We start from the raw sequence: 19,560 nt of genomic DNA on the forward strand, positions 1-19,560 counted from the left end.
CCTTATAAAGTCGTGGAAGAGCCCGATGCAGCAGCGTAAGTCTGGTAACTCTTCATCTGCTTCGCGATCTGCGAAATCTTGCTGGCATAGTCCGGGTCAGTGGCGTAACCGGCCTTCTGCAATTCTTTTACAAACTGTTCCGGTTTATCGGCCGAATTGACCACTTCTTTATACCGATTGTTGTTCTGCAGCAGGCTGACCAGGTCATGGAAGCTGTCGGCGTAGGAGTCGTAGGAACGGAAATCCGTGGTCTCCTTGACCATCTTGCCGTCACGGAACTCGCTGGTAATGGCACGCGCTTCAGCGCCTTTCCAGCTACCCGCTGCCTTGATACCGAACAGGTTGTGACTGCTGCTGCCATCCTGCTGACGCATGATCGACTTGCCCCAGCCGGTTTCCAGCGCAGCCTGCGCCACCAGCATCACTGGATCGACGCCGATGCGTGCGGCTGCTTCCTTGGCCAGCGGCAGCATGGTCTCGACAAACTGATCGGCGTTGCTGAATGCGCGCTTGGCCGGTGCCAGCGGTGGCTGGGCCATGGAACGCACGTACTCAGGCGCGGGTGCCAGGTTGGGGTCGAGCGTCCAGTCGCCGTTGTTGCCATTGCTGCTGGCGGTTGCGCGAGCAGGTACCGGGCTGTTGCTGACGGCTGCGGTGGCGGAAGGCACGATGCCGGCCAGCAATCGGTCGGTGAGTTTGGTTGGCAACGACAGACGACGCGAGTTGAGCGCCGCCATGTCATTGCGCCCATCACCAGATGCCGAAACTGCCGCAGCCGCCTGATCTGCCGCCGCCGAGCGCGTGGCCCACAGCGGACGCTGATAGACACTGGTCGCCAGCCCGGTTTTGGCCGGGGTTGCATCGGTGGTCGTTACAGGCGTGGCCGTCGTATCGGTCGGTGCTGCGTGCTGAATACCCTTGTCCTTGGACAGTTGACGCATCAACACGTCCTGCAAACCGATGCCGTTGCCACGGGTGGACAGGGTGACCGCCAATTGCTGGTCATACATGTCCTGATACTGGCGCGTCGCCGGGGTGTTCATCGGGTTGTCCTTGGCCAGCACTTCGTTGGCCGAGCGCATGGCCTTGAGCATCTGGCTGACGAACAGCGACTCGAACTCGCGAGCCACCTTCTTCTGGTTTTCCACACTGTCCTTGTCGCCATGCTTCAGCGACGCCAGACGGTTGACGTCGGTGTAGGCACCGGAGTCGACCGCTGACGAAATTCCGCTCTTGGGCATATCCATGCTCGAGTCCTCAGATAACTATCAGATCGGCTTGCAACGCGCCGGCCTGCTTAAGGGCTTCGAGGATGGCCATCAGGTCGCCGGGCGCAGCGCCCACCTGATTGACCGCACGAACAATCTCATCCAGCGTGGTGCCTGGACCGAACTTGAACATCGGGTGTAGCTCCTGCTGGGCATTGACCCGCGAACGCGGCACGACCGCCGTCTGACCACCGGACAATGCGCCCGGCTGGCTGACAATCGGGTCTTCGGTAATGGTCACGGTCAGGCTGCCGTGCGTTACCGCAGCGGGCGAAACCTTGACGTTCTGACCGATCACGATAGTGCCGGTCCGCGAATTGATGATGACCTTGGCAGCGGTCTGGCCCGGGTCGACTTCCAGGTTCTCCAGAATCGACAGGTAGTCGACACGCTGGCCCGGATCAAGCGGCGCGGTCACACGTACCGAGCCACCGTCCAGCGCCTGAGCAACACCAGGACCAAGCAGCTCATTGATCTTGTCCACAATCCGCTTGGCAGTGGTGAAGTCGGACCGGTTCAGGTTAAGGGTCAGGGTATTACCCTGATTGAAGCCGCTCGGCACCGAGCGCTCGACCGACGCACCACCGGGAATACGGCCCGACGACGGAACGTTGACAGTGATTTTCGAACCGTCACGGCCTTCCGCGTCAAAACCGCCGACCACCAGGTTACCCTGTGCGATGGCGTAGACATTGCCGTCGACACCCTTCATCGGCGTCATCAACAGCGCACCACCGCGCAGGCTCTTGGAGTTACCGATCGAGGAAACGGTGATATCGACCGTCTGACCCGGCTTGGCGAACGCTGGCAGATCCGCGTACACAGCAACTGCTGCAACGTTTTTCAACTGCACAGTGCCGGAACCGGACGGCACCTTGATGCCGAACTGCGACAGCATGTTATTGAACGTCTGCAGGGTGAACGGGGTCTGGGTGGTCTGGTCGCCCGTACCATTGAGACCCACGACCAGACCGTAACCGATCAACTGGTTGGCCCGCACGCCGGAGATGCTTGCGATGTCCTTCAGACGCTCGGCGTGAACGCCGAACGCTGTGGACAACAACAAGGTCGCCACTATCAGTTGCTTGAGCTTGATCATGTTTATCCCGCTATCAGAAAGGGAACAACGGGCTGAGGAAGAACCGGTCGAACCAGCCTGGCTGGCTGGTATCGGCAAAGGCTCCAGTCCCCGAATAGGTAATACGTGCATCGGCAATACGGGTGGACGACACTGTGTTGTCGGTGGCGATGTCATCAGCCCGAACCAGACCGGCAATCCGCACCAGCTCGTCACCGGTATTGAGGGTCATCCACTTCTCGCCACGCACCGCCAGAATGCCGTTGGGCAACACATCCGCCACGGTCACAGTGACCGAACCGGTCAGGCTGTTGCTCTGTGCGGCCTTGCCATCACCCTTGGTGGTCCGCGCGCCGGTGTAACCGGCGTTCAGGCTCAGGTCGTTGCCACCAATCGGGTTGTTGGTGGTCAGCCCCGAACCGAACAGCGAGGTCAGACCAATACTGTTGGTGCTGTCCTTGGTCATGGCCGAAGTGGCCGCCTTGCTGGCTGCCATACGCTCGGAAAGCGTGATGGTGATGATGTCGCCGATACGGAAAGCCTTGCGGTCGCCATACAGGTTCTGCTCGAAACCGGCTTGATAGATGGCACCATTGTTGGCAGCGGCCGACATGGGTGTACGCGGCAACACCGGAGCGTAATAAGGGTCATTGGGCTTGGCCGTCGGCGCAACGCAGCCAGACAGCAGGGTGATCCCGCACAATGAAGCGATCAACACTGAAAAACGCGGAACACTAAGGCGGTTCATGACACTTGAAACCTCGCGGTGTAACAGGCGCTTATCAGGCGCCCCATCGGATTGAGCAGTTTTACGAGCGACAACATCAAACACTTACAGGTTCTGAGTCAGGTTCTGCAGCATCTGGTCGGCGGTCGAGATCACTTTGGAGTTCATCTCGTAAGCACGCTGGGTGGTGATCATGTTGACCAGTTCCTCAACGGTGCTGACGTTGGAGTTTTCCAGGGTGTTCTGCAGGGTCGGACCCAGGCCGTTGAGGCCAGGCGTGCCGATCTGCGGCGCGCCGCTTGAACCGGTTTCCAGATAAAGGTTGCCGCCGATGGCCTGCAGGCCGGCCGGGTTGATGAAGTCAGCGGTCTGGATGTTGCCGATGATCTGCGGTGTGGCGGTTGCACCGGCCAGCGTGACGGAAACAGTACCGTCCTGACCGACTGTGAAGGTCTGGGCGTTCTGTGGAACGACAATCGCAGGCTCAAGAGCGTAGCCGTTGGCAGTCACGATCTGGCCGTTGGCGTCCAGGTGAAAAGTACCGTCGCGGCTGTAGGCAACAGTGCCGTCCGGCTGGGTCACCTGAAAGAAACCACGACCGTTGACCGCCAGGTCCAGCGGGTTGTTGGTGGTCTGCAGGCTACCGGCTGTGAAGTTCTTCTGCGTACCGACAATGCGCACACCGGTACCCAATTGCAGACCGGATGGCAGCTCGCTGTCCTGAGTGGACTGGGCACCCGGCTGGCGTTTGATCTGGTAGAGCAGGTCCTGGAACTCGGCACGATCACTCTTGAAACCTGTGGTCGAAACGTTCGCCAGGTTGTTGGAGATAGTGGTCAGGTTGGTGTCCTGAGCGGCAAGGCCGGTTTTAGCGACGTATAGTGCAGGAAGCATGTGTGTTCTCCTCAAGCGCCGGTTTGTCGGCGCAAGCTGTCATTGATTAGCCAAGTTGCAAGACGCGAGCCATAGACTGATCGTCTTCTTCGGCGGTCTTCATCATCTTGACGTGCAATTCGAATTGACGGGACAAGGCCAGTACCGAGGTCATTTCCTCGACCGCATTGACGTTGCTCGCCTGCAGAAAGCCGGACTCGACCTGAACGGTGGCATCTGCGTCGGCAGGCCGACCGGTCTTGGTGTGGATCAGGCCATCGGGGCCTTTTTCCATGGTCTTGAGGTCAGGCTTGACCAGCTTGATACGGTCGACCTGCGCCATCACCTGTGGGCTTTCGCCGAGTGAGCGAATGCTGATTGTGCCGTCGGCACCGATCTCGATCTGCTGCTGAGGCGGCACGGCAATCGGACCGCCATTGCCCATTACCGGCAAACCGCTGCCGTCGCGCAACACACCCAGGGCATCGATGTTCATGCCGGAGCTGCGGGTGTAGGCTTCGCCACCATCGGGGGTCTGCACTGCAATCCAGCCATCACCTTTGACGGCGATGTCCAGTTCACGGCCGGTCTCAACCATGGCACCGGCGGAAAAGTCGGTCCCCGGACGTTCGCTCATCGCATAGGCACGCGACGGCATGACCTCGCCAAACACCGGCATCGAGCGGGCCTGTTCAAGGTCACGCATGAAACCGTTTGTTGATACGTTTGCCAGGTTGTTGGCGTGAGCCTTCTGCGCGATCGCGTTTTCGGATGCACCGCTCATTGCGACGTAAAGCAACTTGTCCACAGTCTTCCTCCTCCGACAGACGCTTGCCGCCTGTAGCTGTTCTGAAAGGGTTAAAGCAATTTTTGAACCAACTTGTCAGGCTCGATACAAATGCCTGATTAACCAGCAAAAACCGGCATTCGATGATGCCCTTCGGGCAAAGCGCCGCCCAATAGCGGCGGAGGACTGCCGCCTGCCGATCATCAAGCAGCGAGCACCGCCAAAAAAACTTCATTGGTATGGGCTGACAAGCGGATCGACAGTGATAATCTTGCCGACACCGCAGCCCTGAACGGGAACCCTCATGCTTTTTCGTGCATGCATTGCCGGCATCGCCAGCGCGAGCCTGATGACCCTCGCCCTCCTCGCCCAGGCCGCCCCCGCTCACTATTACAAATGGCAGGGCGACAGCCGGATTGTCTGCGCCCAGACCAGCCCCGGGCCTGGCTGGACACGGCTGAAAGGTCACTTCATCAAATCCGACTGCTCAATCTGATCAGGTCGACTGAATCAGCGTCTGCATCACGGTCGCCTCTGTCGATATGGCTTTGGAGTTGGCCTGATAAGCCGTCTGCGCCTGGATGAGAGCAATCAGCTCATCAGCCAGGACGACATTGGACCCCTCCAGCCCGTCGCCAATGAGGCTGCCCAGCGTGCCGACGCCCGGCACATCGTAATCGGCAACGCCAGAGTCGGCGGATTCGGTCCAGCGCGTATCACTGCGCGCCTGCAACCCCTGCGGATTGGAGAAGCTGGCGAGTATCACCTGACCGATATTCTTGTTCATGCCATTGGTAAACCCGGCACACAGGATGCCATCGCGCCCCACGCTCAAGCTGCTCAACTGCCCCGCCGCATGGCCATCAACATGCGTGGAAGAACGCGAACTGGCGGCGTTGTGCTGCAGCAGGTTGGTGAAGTCGATCGTAATGCCCTTCGCACTGCCAGCCGCACCGTTGGGTACCCATTTTTCTGGCCCTGTGACCCGCTCGGCAGGCATGGCCGGTGTCCAGCCGGTCAGTTGCAGACCGTTGCTATGGGTACTCGCAAAACCAGGGCCGCCGGTCAATGACTGTACCCAGCCGCCAGAATCAAACACGATGTTTGCAGTCAGCGGGTCGGTGGAATCAGGCATCTGCGGGTTGCGGCCATCAATCAGCGCATGAATGCGCCAGCTGTTGGTGCCGTCCTTCACGAAATACTGCTTCAGCTCGTGCTGATTGCCCTGGCTGTCGAAAATCGCATTGGCAAACATATCGCTGTACGTCTTCAGGTCCGATGGATCGAACGCCGGAACCGGGCGATCCATCAACGCATCACCAGGATCAAGCATGCTGATCGATCCATTATTCAACGGCAGCGACACTGTGCCGCCATTGGCAGCGCCGTTACTGACCCAGGCACCATTGACCTCTTCAGCCGGCCGCCAGCCTTGCAGGGCAAATTCGGTATCCGAGATTTTACGAAGGTGCTGGCTATTGCCGCTGTATGACAGCGATCCGTTCGGTCTTTGCTCAAGGGTTACTTGCAACGGTGCCACGCTGTTCGGGTCCACCGGATTACGCCCATCGATCAGCACATACATGGACCACTGACTGTCGCCGGTCTTGACGAAATACTGCTTCAGCTCATGATCCGCCGCAGGCACCGCAGTGGCTCCTGCTCCAGACCCCGCATCCTGAATGGTACGGCCAACGACCCGCGTGTAGGTCGCAGGATCGGCCGGGTCGAAGACCGGCAAGCGCGCGAGCGAAGGCAGCGAGGCGTCCAGGTTGATGTTCTCGGCAACCCGCGTGGTGGCTCTGGCCGATACATTCGATGTATCAATCTGCAAGTCGGTACGCAACCCGCGCTTGATCTCGCCCTGCTCGTTTGCCGCATAGCCTTGCAATCGTCCACCCTCGCTGTCCACAACGAAGTTCGCCGCGTCCTTGAGGAACGCTCCGGCACGGGTATAGGCAAGAGACCCACCGTCACTCACCACAAAAAAGCCGTTGCCCTGAATACGCATGTCGAGCGGATTACCCGACGTGGTCATGCTTTCGCCCTGATTGAAGTTTTGCTGCATTGAAGCAAGACGTACGCCATCACCTACAGCATTGCGACCACTGCCCAACTGGCTGGCTGAATACAGCGCCGAGAACTGCGCACGCGACGACTTGAACCCGATAGTGCCGGAGTTGGCAATATTGTTACCGGCCACCTCCAGCCTTTTATTCGCGGCATGAATGCCGCTGATCGCGGTATTGAACGACATGAAAACTCCTTTACCCCAAAGGGCAACTCATAGAGGAGTTTTGATTCTCACATCATCGCGCGTAGGAGATTTCCAAGTACATTGACTGAACTTTCTGCAAGTTTAATTAAACTCGAGCGTGCATCACCTTGTAAAAAACAACCAAAAAAAAGCCCCTTCGAAAAGGGGCTTTATTTAACGCTCTACACTATCAAGTCATCTGAATAGTGGTTTGCATGATGGTGCTTTGAGTGGAGATAGTTTTGGCGTTCGCCTGGTAGTTGCTCTGCGCCTTGATCAGGTTGACCAGCTCCATGGTCAGATCGACGTTGGACTCTTCCAGCGCCTGACCAGTGATGTAGCCGAGGGTGCCCGATTGCGGCGTGCCGCTGACCGGTACGCCCGAAGCGAAGGTTTCACGCCAGTTGGTGCCACCTGCCTGCGCCAGGCCTTGCACGTTGGCAAAGTTGGTCAGCGAGGTCTGCCCGATCACTTGGGATTTGCCGTTGGTGTAGGTCGCGAACAGGTTGCCGGTTGCATCAACGCTCATCGCACTGAGCTGGCCAGTGGCGTAACCGTCCTGGTCCTGAGTGATCAGGCCCGACACCGACGCGGTCTGGGTAATACCGGCCATGTTCAGTTTGATGGAGGCACCCGTAGCACCGTTCGCGCCCCAGCTGGCGGTCGTGCCGGTGCCGGATTGCACACCTGGTACCCAGTTGGCGACAGTAAAGGTGCCATCAGTGTTGAACTTGATGTTCGCACTGTCGGTCGGTACGGTGCCCGGCGCTGCGACGACCAGATTACCCGAGGAGTCGAATGTCAGGTCGTTCTTGTCGGCCGTAGTAGTGGTCGGGTCGGAAATGCTGCGACCGTCCATCAGCGAGTACATGGACCAGGTGTTGGTGCCGGTCTTGACGAAATACTGATCCAGCGTATGCGCGTTACCCTGAGTGTCATAGGTCGGCGTGCTGTACTTCATGTTGTACGACTTGGTGTCAGTCGCGTCGAACGTAGTGAGCGACGGCAAGGCAGTGGTCGAATTCAGGTTGGCAACGTTGGTAATGGCGGTGGTTGCCTTGGGCTGAAGGTTGGACGAATCCACCCGCAGGTCGCTCAATGCACCGGTTACCACACTGCCGTTGGCATCAACGTTGTAACCCTGCAACTTCATACCGCCGCTGTTGACGACGTAGCCTTCCTTGTCGGTGTGGAATGCACCGGCACGGGTGTACAGCTTCTCGCCGTTATTGCTGAGCATGAAGAAACCGTTGCCGTTGATGGCAAGGTCGAGGCTGTTGGCAGTACCGGTAGTCAGGTTGCCCTGCGAGAACTGCTGGGAAACCGCTGCGGTTGTTACGCCACTGCCCACATTGGTCTGGCCGGAAGTGCCGCGAATCGATTGAGCGTATTGATCGGCAAACTCCGCGCGCGACGATTTGAAGCCAGTGGTCGCAACGTTGGCAATGTTGTTGCCGGTAACGTCGAGACTTTTGTTTGCAGCATAGAGCCCACTAAGGCCGATATTGAAAGACATGTTTCACTCCTGCGCCTGGTAGGCTCTACAATCCGATGGTTTGAACTTTGGACAGGGCAACACTGCCGCTGGCCAGATTGAGCATTGTTTCTGCACCATTCACACCCAACGTGACGCTGTTGACCGTGGCAGGCAGGTAAGTCGAAAGCTGTGTGTTCTTGCCGTCAACCGAGCCTTCAGCCTTGAAGGTGTAGTTGCCCGACGCAAGCGCTGTACCGTCGCTGTCCGTACCGTCCCAGGAAAAGCTGGTGGTGCCGACTTTCTGCGCGCCCAGCTCGACGGTGTCGACCAGATTCGATTGCGAATCGTAAACCTTGATACTTGTCGCCGTAGTGGCGCTCGGAATAACGATCGAACCGGTCATACCCTTGGTGGTATCCACGGTGGTGGAGCTCGAATCGATGATCACCGAGCGACCTACCAGCGACGATGCCTGCAACGCCTGGGACGACTTGTAACTGGTTGCAATCGTGTCAACCGTCGACGTCAGGTTCTGCATGCTTTCAAGGCTGCTGAACTGTGCCAGCTGGGCCACGAACTGCGTGTTGTCCTGTGGGTCCAGCGGGTTCTGGTTCTTCATCTGCGTCACGAGCAGCTGCAGGAACGCGTCCTTGCCCAGCGTACCGGTGGAATTCGTCGCGGTCGGCGTCGGATTCTGCAGTGTGTTCAAGAACGTCGATGAGACGCTGCTTGCTGTGGTGTTATCGGCCATAACGTTCGCCTTCTATCACTGACCGAGGGTCAGAACCTTCTGCATCATGGATTTAGCGGTGTTCATGATTTCGGCGTTGGTCTGGAAAGACCGGCTGGCAGAAATCATGTCGGCCATTTCTTCCACGACATTGACGTTGGGGTAGTAGACATACCCGTCCTTGTCAGCGGAAGGATGATTGGGCTCGTAACGTGCTTCCAGGTTCGAGCTGTCTTCGATGATGCCGTTGACCTGAACGCCCTGCCCGGCTTCGCCCTGATCCTGGAACAGCGAACCGCCTGTGGACTGCTGACCCTGCATCACGGTGGCAAACACCGGGTGACGGGCGCGGTAGGTCTGGTCCATGCTCGAAGACACGGTCTCGGCGTTGGCGATGTTACTGGCCGTAGTGTTCAGACGCGTGGTCTGGGCACTCATGGCGCTACCGGCAATGTTGAACACATTGGCTAGTGACATGAATTATTCTCCGCGAAGGGCTGCAACCAGCCCCTTGAACTTGCTGTTGAGCAATGTGAAGCTGGCCTGAAAGCCCATGGCGTTCTCGGTGTAGCTGGCCTGCTCGACCTGGGAATCGACGGTGTTCTGGTCCAGCGAAGGCTGCGACGGGGTGCGATACAGCAGCGTCCCGTCATCATTGCCCATGCCTTCGGCTTCGATATGGCGGCTGTTGGTCTTGTTCAGCGCGAAATGACCGTTCTGCACCTTGTCGTTTTCGGCAGCCAGCACCGACGAGAAGTCCAGATCGCGAGCCTTGAAGTTCGGGGTATCGGCGTTGGAGATGTTGTTGGCCAACACCTCTGCACGCTGAGCCCGGAAGTTCAGAGCCTTTTCATGTATGCCTAGCGCTTTATCGAAGCTGATGCTCATTTCGGGAAACCTTTGCCGGTTGACCTGATTCTGTTGTTACTGACAAAGCAATCGGCGTGCCATGTTGCAAAAGCCAATGATTGCGGGGGCCGCAGGCGGCGGCGAGGCGGCAATGCCAGAAAAGCGGCAAGGCATTTCCGCTGTGGGAGGAGAAAGCGGCAAGCGGGGTGCCGTTTTTTTGCCAGTGTCGACTTGCCGCCTGACAATGGCGGCACTTCATCATTGCCTCATTCGGACGCCCAATAAAAAAGAGACCCGAAGGTCTCTTTGACGACTGAATCAGAGGCCAAGCTCACTTAACCCAGGGTGGTCATCAGGTCGCCGCCCCAATGGCCAATGGTATTTGCGCTCGGACTCGGCGATCGGCAAATCGTTGATGCAGGCAAAGCGCCGCTGCATGAGGCCGTTTGCAGCGAACTCCCAGTTTTCGTTGCCACACGAACGGAACCAGTTGCCAGAGTCGTCATGCCATTCATAGGCATAGCGCACGGCTATGCGGTTATCGGTAAATGCCCAGAGCTCCTTGATCAGCCGGTAGTCCAGTTCCTTGCGCCACTTGCGTTCCAGAAAGGCCTGAGCCTCTGCGCGGCCATTGATGAACTCACTGCGGTTACGCCAGTAGGTGTCTTCGGTGTAGGCCAGCGCAACTTTCGCCGCATCGCGAGAGTTCCAGCCATCCTCGGCGCCACGGACTTTCTGGACAGCCGTCTCCAGGGTAAAGGGTGGAAATGGCGGTCTTCCTTTATCACTCATCTCAGCGTCCTCAGAACGGTTTATAGGGCAGAAATTTTCCATCAAGGGTGATCACGGCTCGCTCGCCCCCTTCCGGATCTTCGACTTTCTTGATGTCGAGCTTGAAGTTGATTGCGCTGATGATGCCGTCGCCGAACTGCTCATGCACCAATGCCTTCAGCGTTGTGCCGTAGACCTGAACCATTTCGTGGAAGCGATAGATCGTCGGGTCACTGGAGACGTCTTCGACATTGCCGCGCAACGGGATGGTTTGCAGTTCGGCGACCGCGTCCCTGTCCAGCCCGAGACGCTCGGCGACTACCTCGGCCACCGCTTCCGGCAATGGGTGCTGACCGAGCAATGCAGCCGTGACATACACCACGCTCAACCCCGTACCTTCTGCAAGCCCTGCCCACGTCAGGTTCTTTGCGGTCTTGGCCTGCAGCACACGTTCAGTCAGATTCTGGCGCGGTGCTCTGGAAATGTTGCTGTGCGGCATAGGTAACCCTCCGGAATGAATTCATATCAATCACAGCATCGGCAACTATCACCATAAGATCCAAGACTGATTTATGATCATCGCCATAATCCTGCCTTATGGTGATGCCGTGCTGTTACGCCATATACGTTATTTGCTGGCAGTCTCCGACCATGGCAATTTCACCCGGGCGGCCGAGGCCCTGCATGTCTCGCAACCGGCGTTGTCGCAACAGATCAGGCAGCTGGAAAGCAGCCTGGGTGTGCAACTGTTCGACCGCACCCGCCGCAGCGTCGTGCCGACCGATGCCGGCCGCGTGTATCTGGACCACGCGCGTCGTTGCCTGCTTGAGCTGGAGGCCGGGAAGCGTGCGCTCAACGATGTCAGCGATCTGTCACGCGGACAATTGCGCCTAGGGATGCTCCGATCAACTTGCCGCGCAGCGGTGGCAAGCCGTAATTTGCCAGGCACATAGCGCTATTTTTCTGAAAACGGTCTGATGCAGTGTGAGTCGAGCGCGTTTTTCGCTCGGTTTTCCGTGTTAAGCGCGCAACTCACCCAAACCCATTAGTCGCTTTCGAGCCATCCACAGGTTCGACAGGGCGAACAGCGTGGTCAGTTGGGCCGTGTTTTTCATCAGCCCACGAAAGCGTACTTTCACGTAACCAAACTGGCGCTTGATGACCCGAAACGGATGCTCGACCTTGGCGCGTGTCTGCGCTTTGCAGTACTCGATCTTGCGCTTGGCTTTGTACAACAGGCTGCGTTTGTTCAGCTTGGAATACGTGCTGCGCCGCGCCGCGATTTGCCAGATCACGTTACGATTTTCGTGCTCTTCACGCTTCTCGACACCGGTGTAGCCAGCGTCCGCATAGACCGCGTTTTCTTCCCCGTGGAGCAGTTCGGCGACTTGAGTGACATCGGCCACATTGGCCGCAGTGCCATGGACGTGATGAACCAGTCCAGACTCAACGTCAGCGCCGATGTGGGCCTTCATACCGAAGAAATACTGGTTACCCTTCTTTGTCTGATGCATCTCGGGATCACGCTCGCCGTCTTTGTTCTTGGTCGAGCTTGGGGCATGAATAATGGTGGCATCGACGATGGTGCCCTGGCGCAGCGACAGGCCTTTTTCCTGCAAATAACCGTTGATGACCGCGAGGATTGCAGGAGCCAGTTGATGTTTCTCCAGCAGGTGCCGGAAGTTCATGATCGTGGTGTCTTCCGGTATCGGCGCACTCAACGTCAGGCGTGCAAACTGGCGCATGGGGGTGATTTCGTAGAGCGCTTCTTCCATGGCCGGATCACTCAGGGAGAACCAGTTCTGCAGCAGGTGAATGCGCAGCATGGTTTCCAGCGGATAAGGTTTTCTGCCACCGCCGGCCTTGGGGTAGAACGGTTCGATCAGGCCCAGCAGACCTGTCCAGGGGACGACCTGATCCATCTCGGCGAGGAAGCGTTCGCGGCGTGTCTGCTTGCGCTTGCTGGCATATTCGAAATCGGAAAAGCTCATCTGGCTCATGGGAGGCTCGGATCAGGTGGTCAGGCGATTTTCGCATAACCGGGACTTGTTCGGAGATTCCCTAGGTGTCACGCCAACCTTCAGTGAATACCTGATAGCGCCGCTGATCGACCGCTTCAGCGCGCTGTACCCCGGAGTGGCGATAATCCTCACAGAGCTGCCTCTGGAGCAGATTACCGAGGCATTGATCAATGACGCGCTCGATCTGGCCATTGGTTTTGCCGGCAGTCATGCTGTCGAGATAGACAGCCAGCCTCTGTTCGATGAACAACTGTGCCTGGTCATGGCAAAACCTGCCCCCGATAAGCAGACCGCGCTGACACTTGAGGACCTGCAAACGCTTCGCTTTGCCTTGCTCGCCCCCGGATTCGCCACTCGCCAGCTGCTGGATGCCTGGTGCCAGACGCAGAATTTCAAGCCTGCGGTCAACCTGGAGGCGAACTCGATCGCCATTTTGCTCAAGGTTGTTGCCCAGGGGCGTATGGCAACCATTCTTCCCGATGCCATCGTTCGCGAGCAGCCCGGGTTGCGCGAAGTTCAGACGACCCCTGCCCTTCCTGGGCGGACGGTTGCGCTGCTGCGGCGTAAAAACGGCTACCAGAGCGCCGCCGCCAACGCTTTTGCCAAACTGGTGAGTAACAGTACGCAAACATGAACCGATGGGCAGACGATCGAAGCTGTTTTCAGCCGCGCACAAAAAAAGAGACCCGAAGGTCTCTTTTTTCATCGCAGGCAACTGACAGACCGTCACTTGGCCTTATAGATGATCCCGGGGCTGCACTGAACCATCTGATAGTGATCCGGCAAACCATTGAGCGCTTCGGAAGCCCCCAGAAATAGGTAGCCGCCTGGCTTGAGCGTACCGTGGATGCGCAGCAGGATGTCCTTCTTCACTTCAGCGGAGAAGTAGATCAATACGTTGCGGCAGAACACGATGTCGAACTTGCCCAGCGAGGCGTAGCTGTCGAGCAGGTTGAACGAGCGGAACTCCACACGGCTCTTGATCGGCGTCTTGACGACCCAGCGACCTGGACTTTTTATATCAAAGAAACGCTGCAGACGATCCGGCGACAAGCCGCGGCCGATAGCCAGACTGTCGTACTCGCCGGTCTTGCAGTTGTTGAGCATTGCGCCAGACAGATCGGTGGCAACAATCTGCACGCCCGATTTGAGCTGGCCCTGATTGGCGCGCTCGAACTCATCAATCGACATCGACAGCGAGTACGGTTCCTGGCCCGATGAACAGGCCGCCGACCAGATGCGCAGTCGCTGACCAGGGCTGGCCTTGATCTGCTCGGGCAGCACTTTGTTCTTCAGCACTTCGAACGGATAGGTGTCGCGAAACCACAGGGTTTCGTTGGTGGTCATCGCATCGACAACCTGTTCGCGCAACCCGCTGCGCGGCTGGGTCTGGATGCGCTGAACCAACTCGCCAAGCGACTTGATGCTTTGCTGCTCCATCAGTTTGTTGAGGCGGCTGGACACCAGATACTGCTTGTTTTCCCCAAGCAAGATGCCACAGGCTTTTTCCAGAAATACCCGGAACTGATCAAAATCCAAATTACCCGTAGACAAGGTGCCGCCTCTCAAATCATGTGAATCACCGGGGACGGCGCCCCCGGCTGGTTATTCTGCTGCCTTGATCCGCGCAACAACCCTGGCCGCAAGATCATCAGGCCGGAATTTCGCGAGAAAATCATCAGCGCCGACTTTCTTGACCATCGCCTGGTTGAATACCCCGGACAGAGAGGTATGCAAGGTGATGTGCATCTTCTGCATACGCGGGTCATTACGTATCGCAGCTGTAAGGGTATAGCCATCCATCTCCGGCATTTCAATGTCGGAGATCATCATCAGGAACTCTTCTTCCGGTTTTTTACCCTCTTCGACCATTTTGCGCAGGTAATCCAGCGCTTGACGGCCATCGTTAAGGGCAACCACCTCCACACCGACGGTTTCCAGGCAGCGGCTGACCTGCTTGCGGGCCACCGACGAGTCATCGACCGTCAGCACACGCAGCGAAATCGCCTTGTGCTGAACCTCGGCATCGATCACACCGACCGACACTTCTTCGGAAATAGGTGCGACTTCGGCAAGAATCTTCTCGACGTCGATAATTTCCACCAACTGATTATCAACCCGGGTAACTGCGGTCAGGTAATGATCGCGCCCGGTACCTTTGGGTGGTGGATGAATCTCTTCCCAGTTCATGTTGACGATGCGTTCTACAGAATGCACCAGAAAACCCTGAACCTTGGTGTTGTACTCGGTAATGATGACGAAGGAGTTGACCAGCGAAATCATGCCTGTGGAACCCGTCGCCATCGCCAGATCCATGATCGGGATCGTGCCGCCACGAATATTGGCCACACCCCGGACGATCTTGCTCGACTTGGGCATGATGGTGAGTTTCGGGCATTGCAGTACTTCTTTTACCTTAAAGACGTTGATCCCGTAGAGCTGCTTGCCGTCGAGACGGAACAAGAGCAGCTCCAGGCGATTCTGACCCACCAGCTGAGTTCGCTGGTTTACCGAATCCATTACACCTGCCATGCCGAACCCCCTTACCAAAATGACCGCCGCCCAGACACCAGATCAACAAGCGGCACGGGCTTTGCTATTTATTACCTCATGAACGCAAAGACGACAATTTCTCGACACCTCGCATTAGAAACCCGCAGGCTTCTGTGCGCAATCGCTCTGCTGTGCCTTTGTGGCACGGTGAGCCTCGCTCGCGCAGAGAATTTCACACTGCCTGAACAGCTTATCGGCGTCACCCAAGGGTTTCTTGAGTTCACAGTAGAAGACTATTTGGCAACCAACCAGATTGACGGGCGTCATGACATACAGGTCAAGCAGCTCGACCCGCGTTTACGGATGGGTGCCTGTGACAAGGATTTGACAGCCACACTGGAAAGCCCGCGCCCGGTCGGCCGGGTTACGGTGCGGGTACGCTGCGAAGGCTCTTCGCCCTGGACAGTATTTGTGCCGGCCCAGGTGCTGCTGTATCGCAACGTCGTGACCGTGATGCGCCCGCTGAAACGCGACGCCATCGTTACTGAAGAAGACGTTGCGCTGCGTGAGCGCGACGTGAGCAGCCTGGGCCAGGGATTTCTGGCCTCTCTTGATCAGGCCGTCGGTCAAAAGGTTGTCCGACAAATGGTCATCGACCAGGTCGTTACCCCGGTGGCGCTGGAACAGCCACAAATGATTCACAAGGGCGACCAAGTGGTCATCATCGCCCGCAGCGGTTCGCTGGCGGTGCGCATGCCCGGCGAAGCGATGTCCGACGGCGGTTTCAACGAACAGATACGGGTGAAAAACCTTAATTCCCAGCGGGTGATCAAAGCGAATGTCACCGGCCCAGGGCAGGTGGAAGTGGCCATGTAATGCATTGATGCTGGCGCACAGGGTGTGTTTTTTTAGACTGCGGGGAATATCCGACGGTGAAAAGCGTCTATTGGGAAGCTTTCTCACAATCGGCCTAAAGTTTGATAGGGGTTGGCCGAAAACAAGGCAAGCGTCCAAACACCCAGAGGTTTTTTCAATCATGGTCATAGATTTCAGTCGCCTTAACAATTCACAGTCTGTTGCCGGTACAACACGTACCAGTGCCAGTAAAGACACCGTCAAAACCGATGCACCAGCCCCTGCAGCCACCGCAGGTGTCAAAAGCACCGGGGAAACTTTTTCTTTGAGCAGTGAGGCTCAACAGTTGCAGAAAATCACGGACAAGCTGACCGATCTGCCAACCGTCAATAGTGCTCGCGTTGCCGAGCTCAAACAGGCCATCGCCGACGGTAGTTACACAGTGGACAGCAACCGTGTCGCCAGCAAGCTGTTGAATTTCGAAACCCAACGCTAAGCCAAGGCTGGCGCTGGATATTCTGGACGCTTAAAAACCAGAGCATGCGATGCAAGACACTACTTTGTTGCAGATGATCACTGACGACATGGTTTCGGCCCGACAGCTTCTAGAGCTGCTGCAGGCCGAATCCCTGATTCTTCACGGCCGCGACATGGGCGAGATGGAGCAGGTACTGGCGCAGAAACAGGCGCTGGTCATTCTTCTCGATCAACATGGGCGCAAACGTAGCCAGGTGCTTGCGGGCATGGGGCTGCCAGCCAATCGCAGTGGTCTCCAGCAACTGGCCAGCCAGTCGGATGTCGGCGAGCAATTGCTGATGGCCGGTGACGAACTGAATGCGTTGATCAATGAATGCCAGACGCTGAACGAGCAGAATGGTAGTCTGATCCAGCTGCAACAGATCAGCACCGCTCATCAGCTTCGCATACTGAACGGCGGTGAGACGCCCACGCTCTATGACAGTCGCGGGTCAACTGCGCTTAGAGCAAAACCACGCCCTCTGAGTCAGGCGTAACTTCCTGTATCAAGGTTTCGTGCGTAGTGGCAGAATGCCTGTTGTTGCGTTGCCGTAGTATTTTGCCTGGAGATTCAAGAACGTGAATGGCTCAAGCGCGGACGATGCTCCGCAGCCCCCGAAGGTCCTCAACACACCTTTGGAAATTGCCGCTAACCTGCGGTTGCTACTCGAGAGTCATGATCCTCTGATCATTACCTTCCATGAGCGTGCCCAACGCTTTCAGAGCTACCTGCTTGAAGTCGACCGTGACAGCAACGTCATGGCGCTCGACGAAATGATCCCCCGCGATGGCGAACGCTTTTTAAGTAATGGCGAGTCTTTCCGCGTCGAAGGTTTTCACGACGGCGTGCGTATCGCCTGGGAAAGCTCATCGCAGATGGAGATTGTCGATACCAACGGGCAGCGCCTGTACCGCGGGCCGATGCCTGAAGAGGTGATTTACCACCAGCGGCGCAACGCATTTCGTGCAGCGCTGAAGCTGGCGCAGCTGGTCGACATCGAGATCGGTGGAGACCGTTTGAAATCCCCTCTGACCGGCAAACTGCTGGACATCTCTGCAACCGGTTGCAAACTGCGCTTTGAAGGCGATGTGTCCGAGCGCATGCAGTTGGGCCAGGTATACGAACGATTTATTGCGAAGTTGCCATTCGGAGCAATGACAGCTCCGGTCGAGCTGCGTTATTTGCACTTCGAGGAAAGATTTCACACCACCTTTGCCGGCGTGCGCTTCCACAACATGAGTGGGCTTGTGCAGCGTCAGGTTGAGCGTTTCGTCTACCAGTTGCAGCGTGAAGCTCGCCGCTTCGACAAAGACGACGACTTCTGATCCCCGCTTCTGCTTGCTGGTGATTGCGGCAACCTGCCGCAATCACACCGTAATCCCCTGCTCTGCCCCCGCTACACTCAAGCCTTCCAGGTCTCGCTTTCACGCTCGCGTTCGTGCTCTTCAGCTTCGGCTGTTTCCGTGCCCGCGACCGGCTCGGCCTGTGCCTCGGTTTCTGCGTCGGCGTCGGCCACCACTTCAGACTCAGGTTCGGACTCCGGCTCGACGGTGGTCTGCATCTGCTCCTGAACCACCTGCTCATCGACACGCGGGTCGAGTGCAACCACCAGGGGCGAACTGGACATGCTGTCCGGCATGGCGACGTGATGCAGCGGTGCGTTTTCGACCTGATGCAAATGGGTAACGGCCTTGGGTCTGATCAGCATCACCAGAATCACCCCGGCACCACAGACGAACGCATACAGCATGTGGCCGCCAAACAGCTTCATGACCACGCCGGCAGCCAACGGGCCGATACTCGCGCCGATGCCATAGGTCATCAGCAACATGGCCGTCAGCGACACCCGGCGCTCGGCCTCGACGTGGTCATTGGCAAACGCCACCGCCAGTGGATAGAGGCAGAACTGCATCAGCGAGGCGAGAAAGCCGACGCCGAACAGGACTTCGACCGGCACACTCGGAAACACCGCCAGCGGCAATGACGCCACCACCAGTGCAGCGGCAAAGATGCGCATCAGTACGGATCGGTCATAGCGGTCGGAAAGCAGACCCAATGGCCACTGCACCAGGAACCCGGCCAGAATGCAGCAGCCCATGAACAGACCGACCTGCTCGGTGGACAGCCCCTGTTCGGCGGCGTAAACCGGTGCCAGACCGTAGAACGAACCGATGATTAGCCCGGCACCCAACACCGCCGTCAGCGACTGCGGCACACGCTTCATGAAGAAGAGCGGCTCCAGCGGTGCCGGGTGCAACGGTGCGGGGTGAATCGCCCGGGTCATGGCGACCGGCACAAGACACAGCGCGAAGCACAACGCCACCAGCATCAGCAGCTCAGGGCCCAGTTGCGGGTGGACCACCAGTACCAGTTGCCCCAGCACCAGGCCCAGATAGGACGCAATCATGTAACCGCTGAACACCATGCCGCGCTGTTTGGCGGCGGCCTGCTCGTTCAGCCAGCTCTCGATGACCATGTATTGGCACATCATGCCCAGGCCGACAATCACCCGCAGCACCAGCCAGGCGGGCAGCCAGCTGATCAGGCCATGCCCGAGCACCGCAGCACCAACGATACCGGAGCAGGTGGCATAGGCCCGAATATGACCGACACGACCGATCAGACGGTGACCGATCTTGCCCCCCAGGACCAGACCGAAATAGTTGGCGGCCATCAGTGCACCGACCCACAGGCTGTCGACCTGATCGGCCGCCAGGCGCAGGGCCAGATAAGTGCTCAGCAGACCTGAGCCGATCAACATCATCAACGAGGCAAAATAAAGCGCTCGAAAGGACTTCCAGATTTGGCGCATCAACTTTCCAAAAATAGGGAGTCGCCCGACCGGGCGAGCCCAACA

General features: G+C 57.7%; 21 protein-coding genes and 2 pseudogenes. 7 read left to right on the forward strand and 16 right to left on the reverse strand.

What is annotated here, in order from left to right; translation table 11 throughout:
• Nucleotides 1-2: 2 nt before the first annotated feature.
• From flgJ to AC4ANK_RS18365, 5 genes are all read right to left on the reverse strand, one after another.
• A complete protein-coding gene (flgJ, locus tag AC4ANK_RS18345; RefSeq protein ID WP_002554307.1) occupies nt 3-1,247 on the reverse strand; it encodes a flagellar assembly peptidoglycan hydrolase FlgJ in 1,245 nt (414 codons plus the stop codon).
• A gap of 10 nt (nt 1,248-1,257) precedes the next feature.
• Nucleotides 1,258-2,367, reverse strand: coding sequence for a flagellar basal body P-ring protein FlgI (locus tag AC4ANK_RS18350; RefSeq protein WP_031595793.1), 1,110 nt, complete (start codon nt 2,365-2,367; stop codon nt 1,258-1,260).
• Nucleotides 2,368-2,380: 13 nt separating this feature from the next.
• Entirely contained in the window at nt 2,381-3,094 is a 714-nt protein-coding gene (gene flgH / locus AC4ANK_RS18355; protein WP_002554309.1) for a flagellar basal body L-ring protein FlgH, read from the reverse strand.
• 84 nt (nt 3,095-3,178) lie between these two features.
• Nucleotides 3,179-3,967 carry a flagellar basal-body rod protein FlgG gene (gene flgG / locus AC4ANK_RS18360; protein ID WP_002554310.1) on the reverse strand — a complete coding sequence of 263 codons (789 nt, stop codon included), beginning with the start codon at nt 3,965-3,967 and terminating at the stop codon, nt 3,179-3,181.
• Nucleotides 3,968-4,013: 46 nt separating this feature from the next.
• Nucleotides 4,014-4,754 (reverse strand): flagellar basal body rod protein FlgF, encoded by a 741-nt coding sequence (locus AC4ANK_RS18365; RefSeq protein ID WP_004658719.1) that lies wholly within the window; start codon nt 4,752-4,754, stop codon nt 4,014-4,016.
• Between the two features lie 283 nt (nt 4,755-5,037).
• On the opposite strand from AC4ANK_RS18365, the gene AC4ANK_RS18370 reads away from it, so the two are divergent.
• Nucleotides 5,038-5,229 carry a hypothetical protein gene (locus AC4ANK_RS18370; protein WP_005754776.1) on the forward strand — a complete coding sequence of 64 codons (192 nt, stop codon included), beginning with the start codon at nt 5,038-5,040 and terminating at the stop codon, nt 5,227-5,229.
• On the opposite strand, the gene AC4ANK_RS18375 is transcribed toward AC4ANK_RS18370, so the two are convergent.
• From AC4ANK_RS18375 to cynS, 7 genes are all read right to left on the reverse strand, one after another.
• A complete protein-coding gene (locus AC4ANK_RS18375; protein WP_002554313.1) occupies nt 5,230-6,990 on the reverse strand; it encodes a flagellar hook protein FlgE in 1,761 nt (586 codons plus the stop codon).
• Between the two features lie 190 nt (nt 6,991-7,180).
• Complete coding sequence (flgE, locus tag AC4ANK_RS18380; RefSeq protein WP_002554314.1) at nt 7,181-8,506, reverse strand: flagellar hook protein FlgE; 1,326 nt, start codon at nt 8,504-8,506, stop codon at nt 7,181-7,183.
• 25 nt (nt 8,507-8,531) lie between these two features.
• Complete coding sequence (gene flgD / locus AC4ANK_RS18385; RefSeq protein WP_002554315.1) at nt 8,532-9,218, reverse strand: flagellar hook assembly protein FlgD; 687 nt, start codon at nt 9,216-9,218, stop codon at nt 8,532-8,534.
• 15 nt (nt 9,219-9,233) lie between these two features.
• The gene (gene flgC / locus AC4ANK_RS18390) at nt 9,234-9,674 is read right to left on the reverse strand and encodes a flagellar basal body rod protein FlgC (protein WP_002554316.1); all 441 of its coding nucleotides are present in this window, start codon (nt 9,672-9,674) and stop codon (nt 9,234-9,236) included.
• Nucleotides 9,675-9,677: 3 nt separating this feature from the next.
• Nucleotides 9,678-10,085 carry a flagellar basal body rod protein FlgB gene (gene flgB, locus AC4ANK_RS18395; protein WP_002554317.1) on the reverse strand — a complete coding sequence of 136 codons (408 nt, stop codon included), beginning with the start codon at nt 10,083-10,085 and terminating at the stop codon, nt 9,678-9,680.
• A 279-nt stretch (nt 10,086-10,364) separates the two neighbouring features.
• A complete protein-coding gene (locus tag AC4ANK_RS18400; protein ID WP_002554318.1) occupies nt 10,365-10,838 on the reverse strand; it encodes a nuclear transport factor 2 family protein in 474 nt (157 codons plus the stop codon).
• Between the two features lie 10 nt (nt 10,839-10,848).
• A complete protein-coding gene (gene cynS, locus AC4ANK_RS18405) occupies nt 10,849-11,316 on the reverse strand; it encodes a cyanase (RefSeq protein ID WP_004658714.1) in 468 nt (155 codons plus the stop codon).
• A gap of 73 nt (nt 11,317-11,389) precedes the next feature.
• On the opposite strand from cynS, the pseudogene AC4ANK_RS18410 reads away from it, so the two are divergent.
• Nucleotides 11,390-11,716 (forward strand): annotated as a pseudogene (locus AC4ANK_RS18410) (LysR family transcriptional regulator); the annotation flags it as partial.
• 120 nt (nt 11,717-11,836) lie between these two features.
• Here the strand turns inward: AC4ANK_RS18410 and AC4ANK_RS18415 are convergent.
• On the reverse strand, nt 11,837-12,817 hold the full coding sequence (locus AC4ANK_RS18415; protein WP_044424202.1) for an IS5 family transposase: 981 nt from the start codon (nt 12,815-12,817) through the stop codon (nt 11,837-11,839).
• Nucleotides 12,818-12,878: 61 nt separating this feature from the next.
• Between AC4ANK_RS18415 and AC4ANK_RS18420 the strand changes: the two are divergent.
• A pseudogene (locus AC4ANK_RS18420) lies at nt 12,879-13,472 on the forward strand (LysR substrate-binding domain-containing protein); the annotation flags it as partial.
• A 92-nt stretch (nt 13,473-13,564) separates the two neighbouring features.
• On the opposite strand, the gene cheR reads toward AC4ANK_RS18420, so the two are convergent.
• Nucleotides 13,565-14,392, reverse strand: a complete 828-nt coding sequence (gene cheR / locus AC4ANK_RS18425) for a protein-glutamate O-methyltransferase CheR (protein ID WP_002554321.1) — start codon at nt 14,390-14,392, stop codon at nt 13,565-13,567.
• A 51-nt stretch (nt 14,393-14,443) separates the two neighbouring features.
• Nucleotides 14,444-15,370 carry a chemotaxis protein CheV gene (locus AC4ANK_RS18430; protein WP_002554322.1) on the reverse strand — a complete coding sequence of 309 codons (927 nt, stop codon included), beginning with the start codon at nt 15,368-15,370 and terminating at the stop codon, nt 14,444-14,446.
• Between the two features lie 78 nt (nt 15,371-15,448).
• Here AC4ANK_RS18430 and flgA point away from each other — a divergent pair, with 78 nt between their 5' ends.
• From flgA to AC4ANK_RS18450, 4 genes are all read left to right on the forward strand, one after another.
• Complete coding sequence (flgA, locus tag AC4ANK_RS18435) at nt 15,449-16,207, forward strand: flagellar basal body P-ring formation chaperone FlgA (protein WP_002554323.1); 759 nt, start codon at nt 15,449-15,451, stop codon at nt 16,205-16,207.
• 160 nt (nt 16,208-16,367) lie between these two features.
• Nucleotides 16,368-16,682 (forward strand): flagellar biosynthesis anti-sigma factor FlgM, encoded by a 315-nt coding sequence (gene flgM, locus AC4ANK_RS18440; RefSeq protein ID WP_002554324.1) that lies wholly within the window; start codon nt 16,368-16,370, stop codon nt 16,680-16,682.
• A gap of 49 nt (nt 16,683-16,731) precedes the next feature.
• Nucleotides 16,732-17,199, forward strand: coding sequence for a flagella synthesis protein FlgN (locus AC4ANK_RS18445; RefSeq protein ID WP_002554325.1), 468 nt, complete (start codon nt 16,732-16,734; stop codon nt 17,197-17,199).
• Between the two features lie 82 nt (nt 17,200-17,281).
• The gene (locus tag AC4ANK_RS18450; RefSeq protein ID WP_002554326.1) at nt 17,282-18,028 is read left to right on the forward strand and encodes a flagellar brake protein; all 747 of its coding nucleotides are present in this window, start codon (nt 17,282-17,284) and stop codon (nt 18,026-18,028) included.
• Between the two features lie 77 nt (nt 18,029-18,105).
• On the opposite strand, the gene AC4ANK_RS18455 is transcribed toward AC4ANK_RS18450, so the two are convergent.
• Nucleotides 18,106-19,515: an MFS transporter gene (locus AC4ANK_RS18455; RefSeq protein WP_460384820.1), complete on the reverse strand. Its 1,410-nt coding sequence runs from the start codon at nt 19,513-19,515 to the stop codon at nt 18,106-18,108.
• Between the last annotated feature and the right edge of the window lie 45 nt (nt 19,516-19,560).

The organism is Pseudomonas sp. Pmew2 (genome assembly GCF_058129885.1).

What these genes read in the sequence shown, in the direction of transcription:
- flgJ (WP_002554307.1), bottom strand. Translation starts at nt 1,247, where the DNA reads ATGGATATGCCCAAGAGCGGAATTTCGTCAGCGGTCGACTCCGGTGCC.
- AC4ANK_RS18350 (WP_031595793.1), bottom strand. Translation starts at nt 2,367, where the DNA reads ATGATCAAGCTCAAGCAACTGATAGTGGCGACCTTGTTGTTGTCCACA.
- flgH (WP_002554309.1), bottom strand. Translation starts at nt 3,094, where the DNA reads ATGAACCGCCTTAGTGTTCCGCGTTTTTCAGTGTTGATCGCTTCATTG.
- flgG (WP_002554310.1), bottom strand. Translation starts at nt 3,967, where the DNA reads ATGCTTCCTGCACTATACGTCGCTAAAACCGGCCTTGCCGCTCAGGAC.
- AC4ANK_RS18370 (WP_005754776.1), top strand. Translation starts at nt 5,038, where the DNA reads ATGCTTTTTCGTGCATGCATTGCCGGCATCGCCAGCGCGAGCCTGATG.
- AC4ANK_RS18375 (WP_002554313.1), bottom strand. Translation starts at nt 6,990, where the DNA reads ATGTCGTTCAATACCGCGATCAGCGGCATTCATGCCGCGAATAAAAGG.
- flgE (WP_002554314.1), bottom strand. Translation starts at nt 8,506, where the DNA reads ATGTCTTTCAATATCGGCCTTAGTGGGCTCTATGCTGCAAACAAAAGT.
- flgD (WP_002554315.1), bottom strand. Translation starts at nt 9,218, where the DNA reads ATGGCCGATAACACCACAGCAAGCAGCGTCTCATCGACGTTCTTGAAC.
- flgC (WP_002554316.1), bottom strand. Translation starts at nt 9,674, where the DNA reads ATGTCACTAGCCAATGTGTTCAACATTGCCGGTAGCGCCATGAGTGCC.
- flgB (WP_002554317.1), bottom strand. Translation starts at nt 10,085, where the DNA reads ATGAGCATCAGCTTCGATAAAGCGCTAGGCATACATGAAAAGGCTCTG.
- AC4ANK_RS18400 (WP_002554318.1), bottom strand. Translation starts at nt 10,838, where the DNA reads ATGAGTGATAAAGGAAGACCGCCATTTCCACCCTTTACCCTGGAGACG.
- cynS (WP_004658714.1), bottom strand. Translation starts at nt 11,316, where the DNA reads ATGCCGCACAGCAACATTTCCAGAGCACCGCGCCAGAATCTGACTGAA.
- AC4ANK_RS18415 (WP_044424202.1), bottom strand. Translation starts at nt 12,817, where the DNA reads ATGAGCCAGATGAGCTTTTCCGATTTCGAATATGCCAGCAAGCGCAAG.
- AC4ANK_RS18430 (WP_002554322.1), bottom strand. Translation starts at nt 15,370, where the DNA reads ATGGCAGGTGTAATGGATTCGGTAAACCAGCGAACTCAGCTGGTGGGT.
- flgA (WP_002554323.1), top strand. Translation starts at nt 15,449, where the DNA reads ATGAACGCAAAGACGACAATTTCTCGACACCTCGCATTAGAAACCCGC.
- flgM (WP_002554324.1), top strand. Translation starts at nt 16,368, where the DNA reads ATGGTCATAGATTTCAGTCGCCTTAACAATTCACAGTCTGTTGCCGGT.
- AC4ANK_RS18445 (WP_002554325.1), top strand. Translation starts at nt 16,732, where the DNA reads ATGCAAGACACTACTTTGTTGCAGATGATCACTGACGACATGGTTTCG.
- AC4ANK_RS18455 (WP_460384820.1), bottom strand. Translation starts at nt 19,515, where the DNA reads ATGCGCCAAATCTGGAAGTCCTTTCGAGCGCTTTATTTTGCCTCGTTG.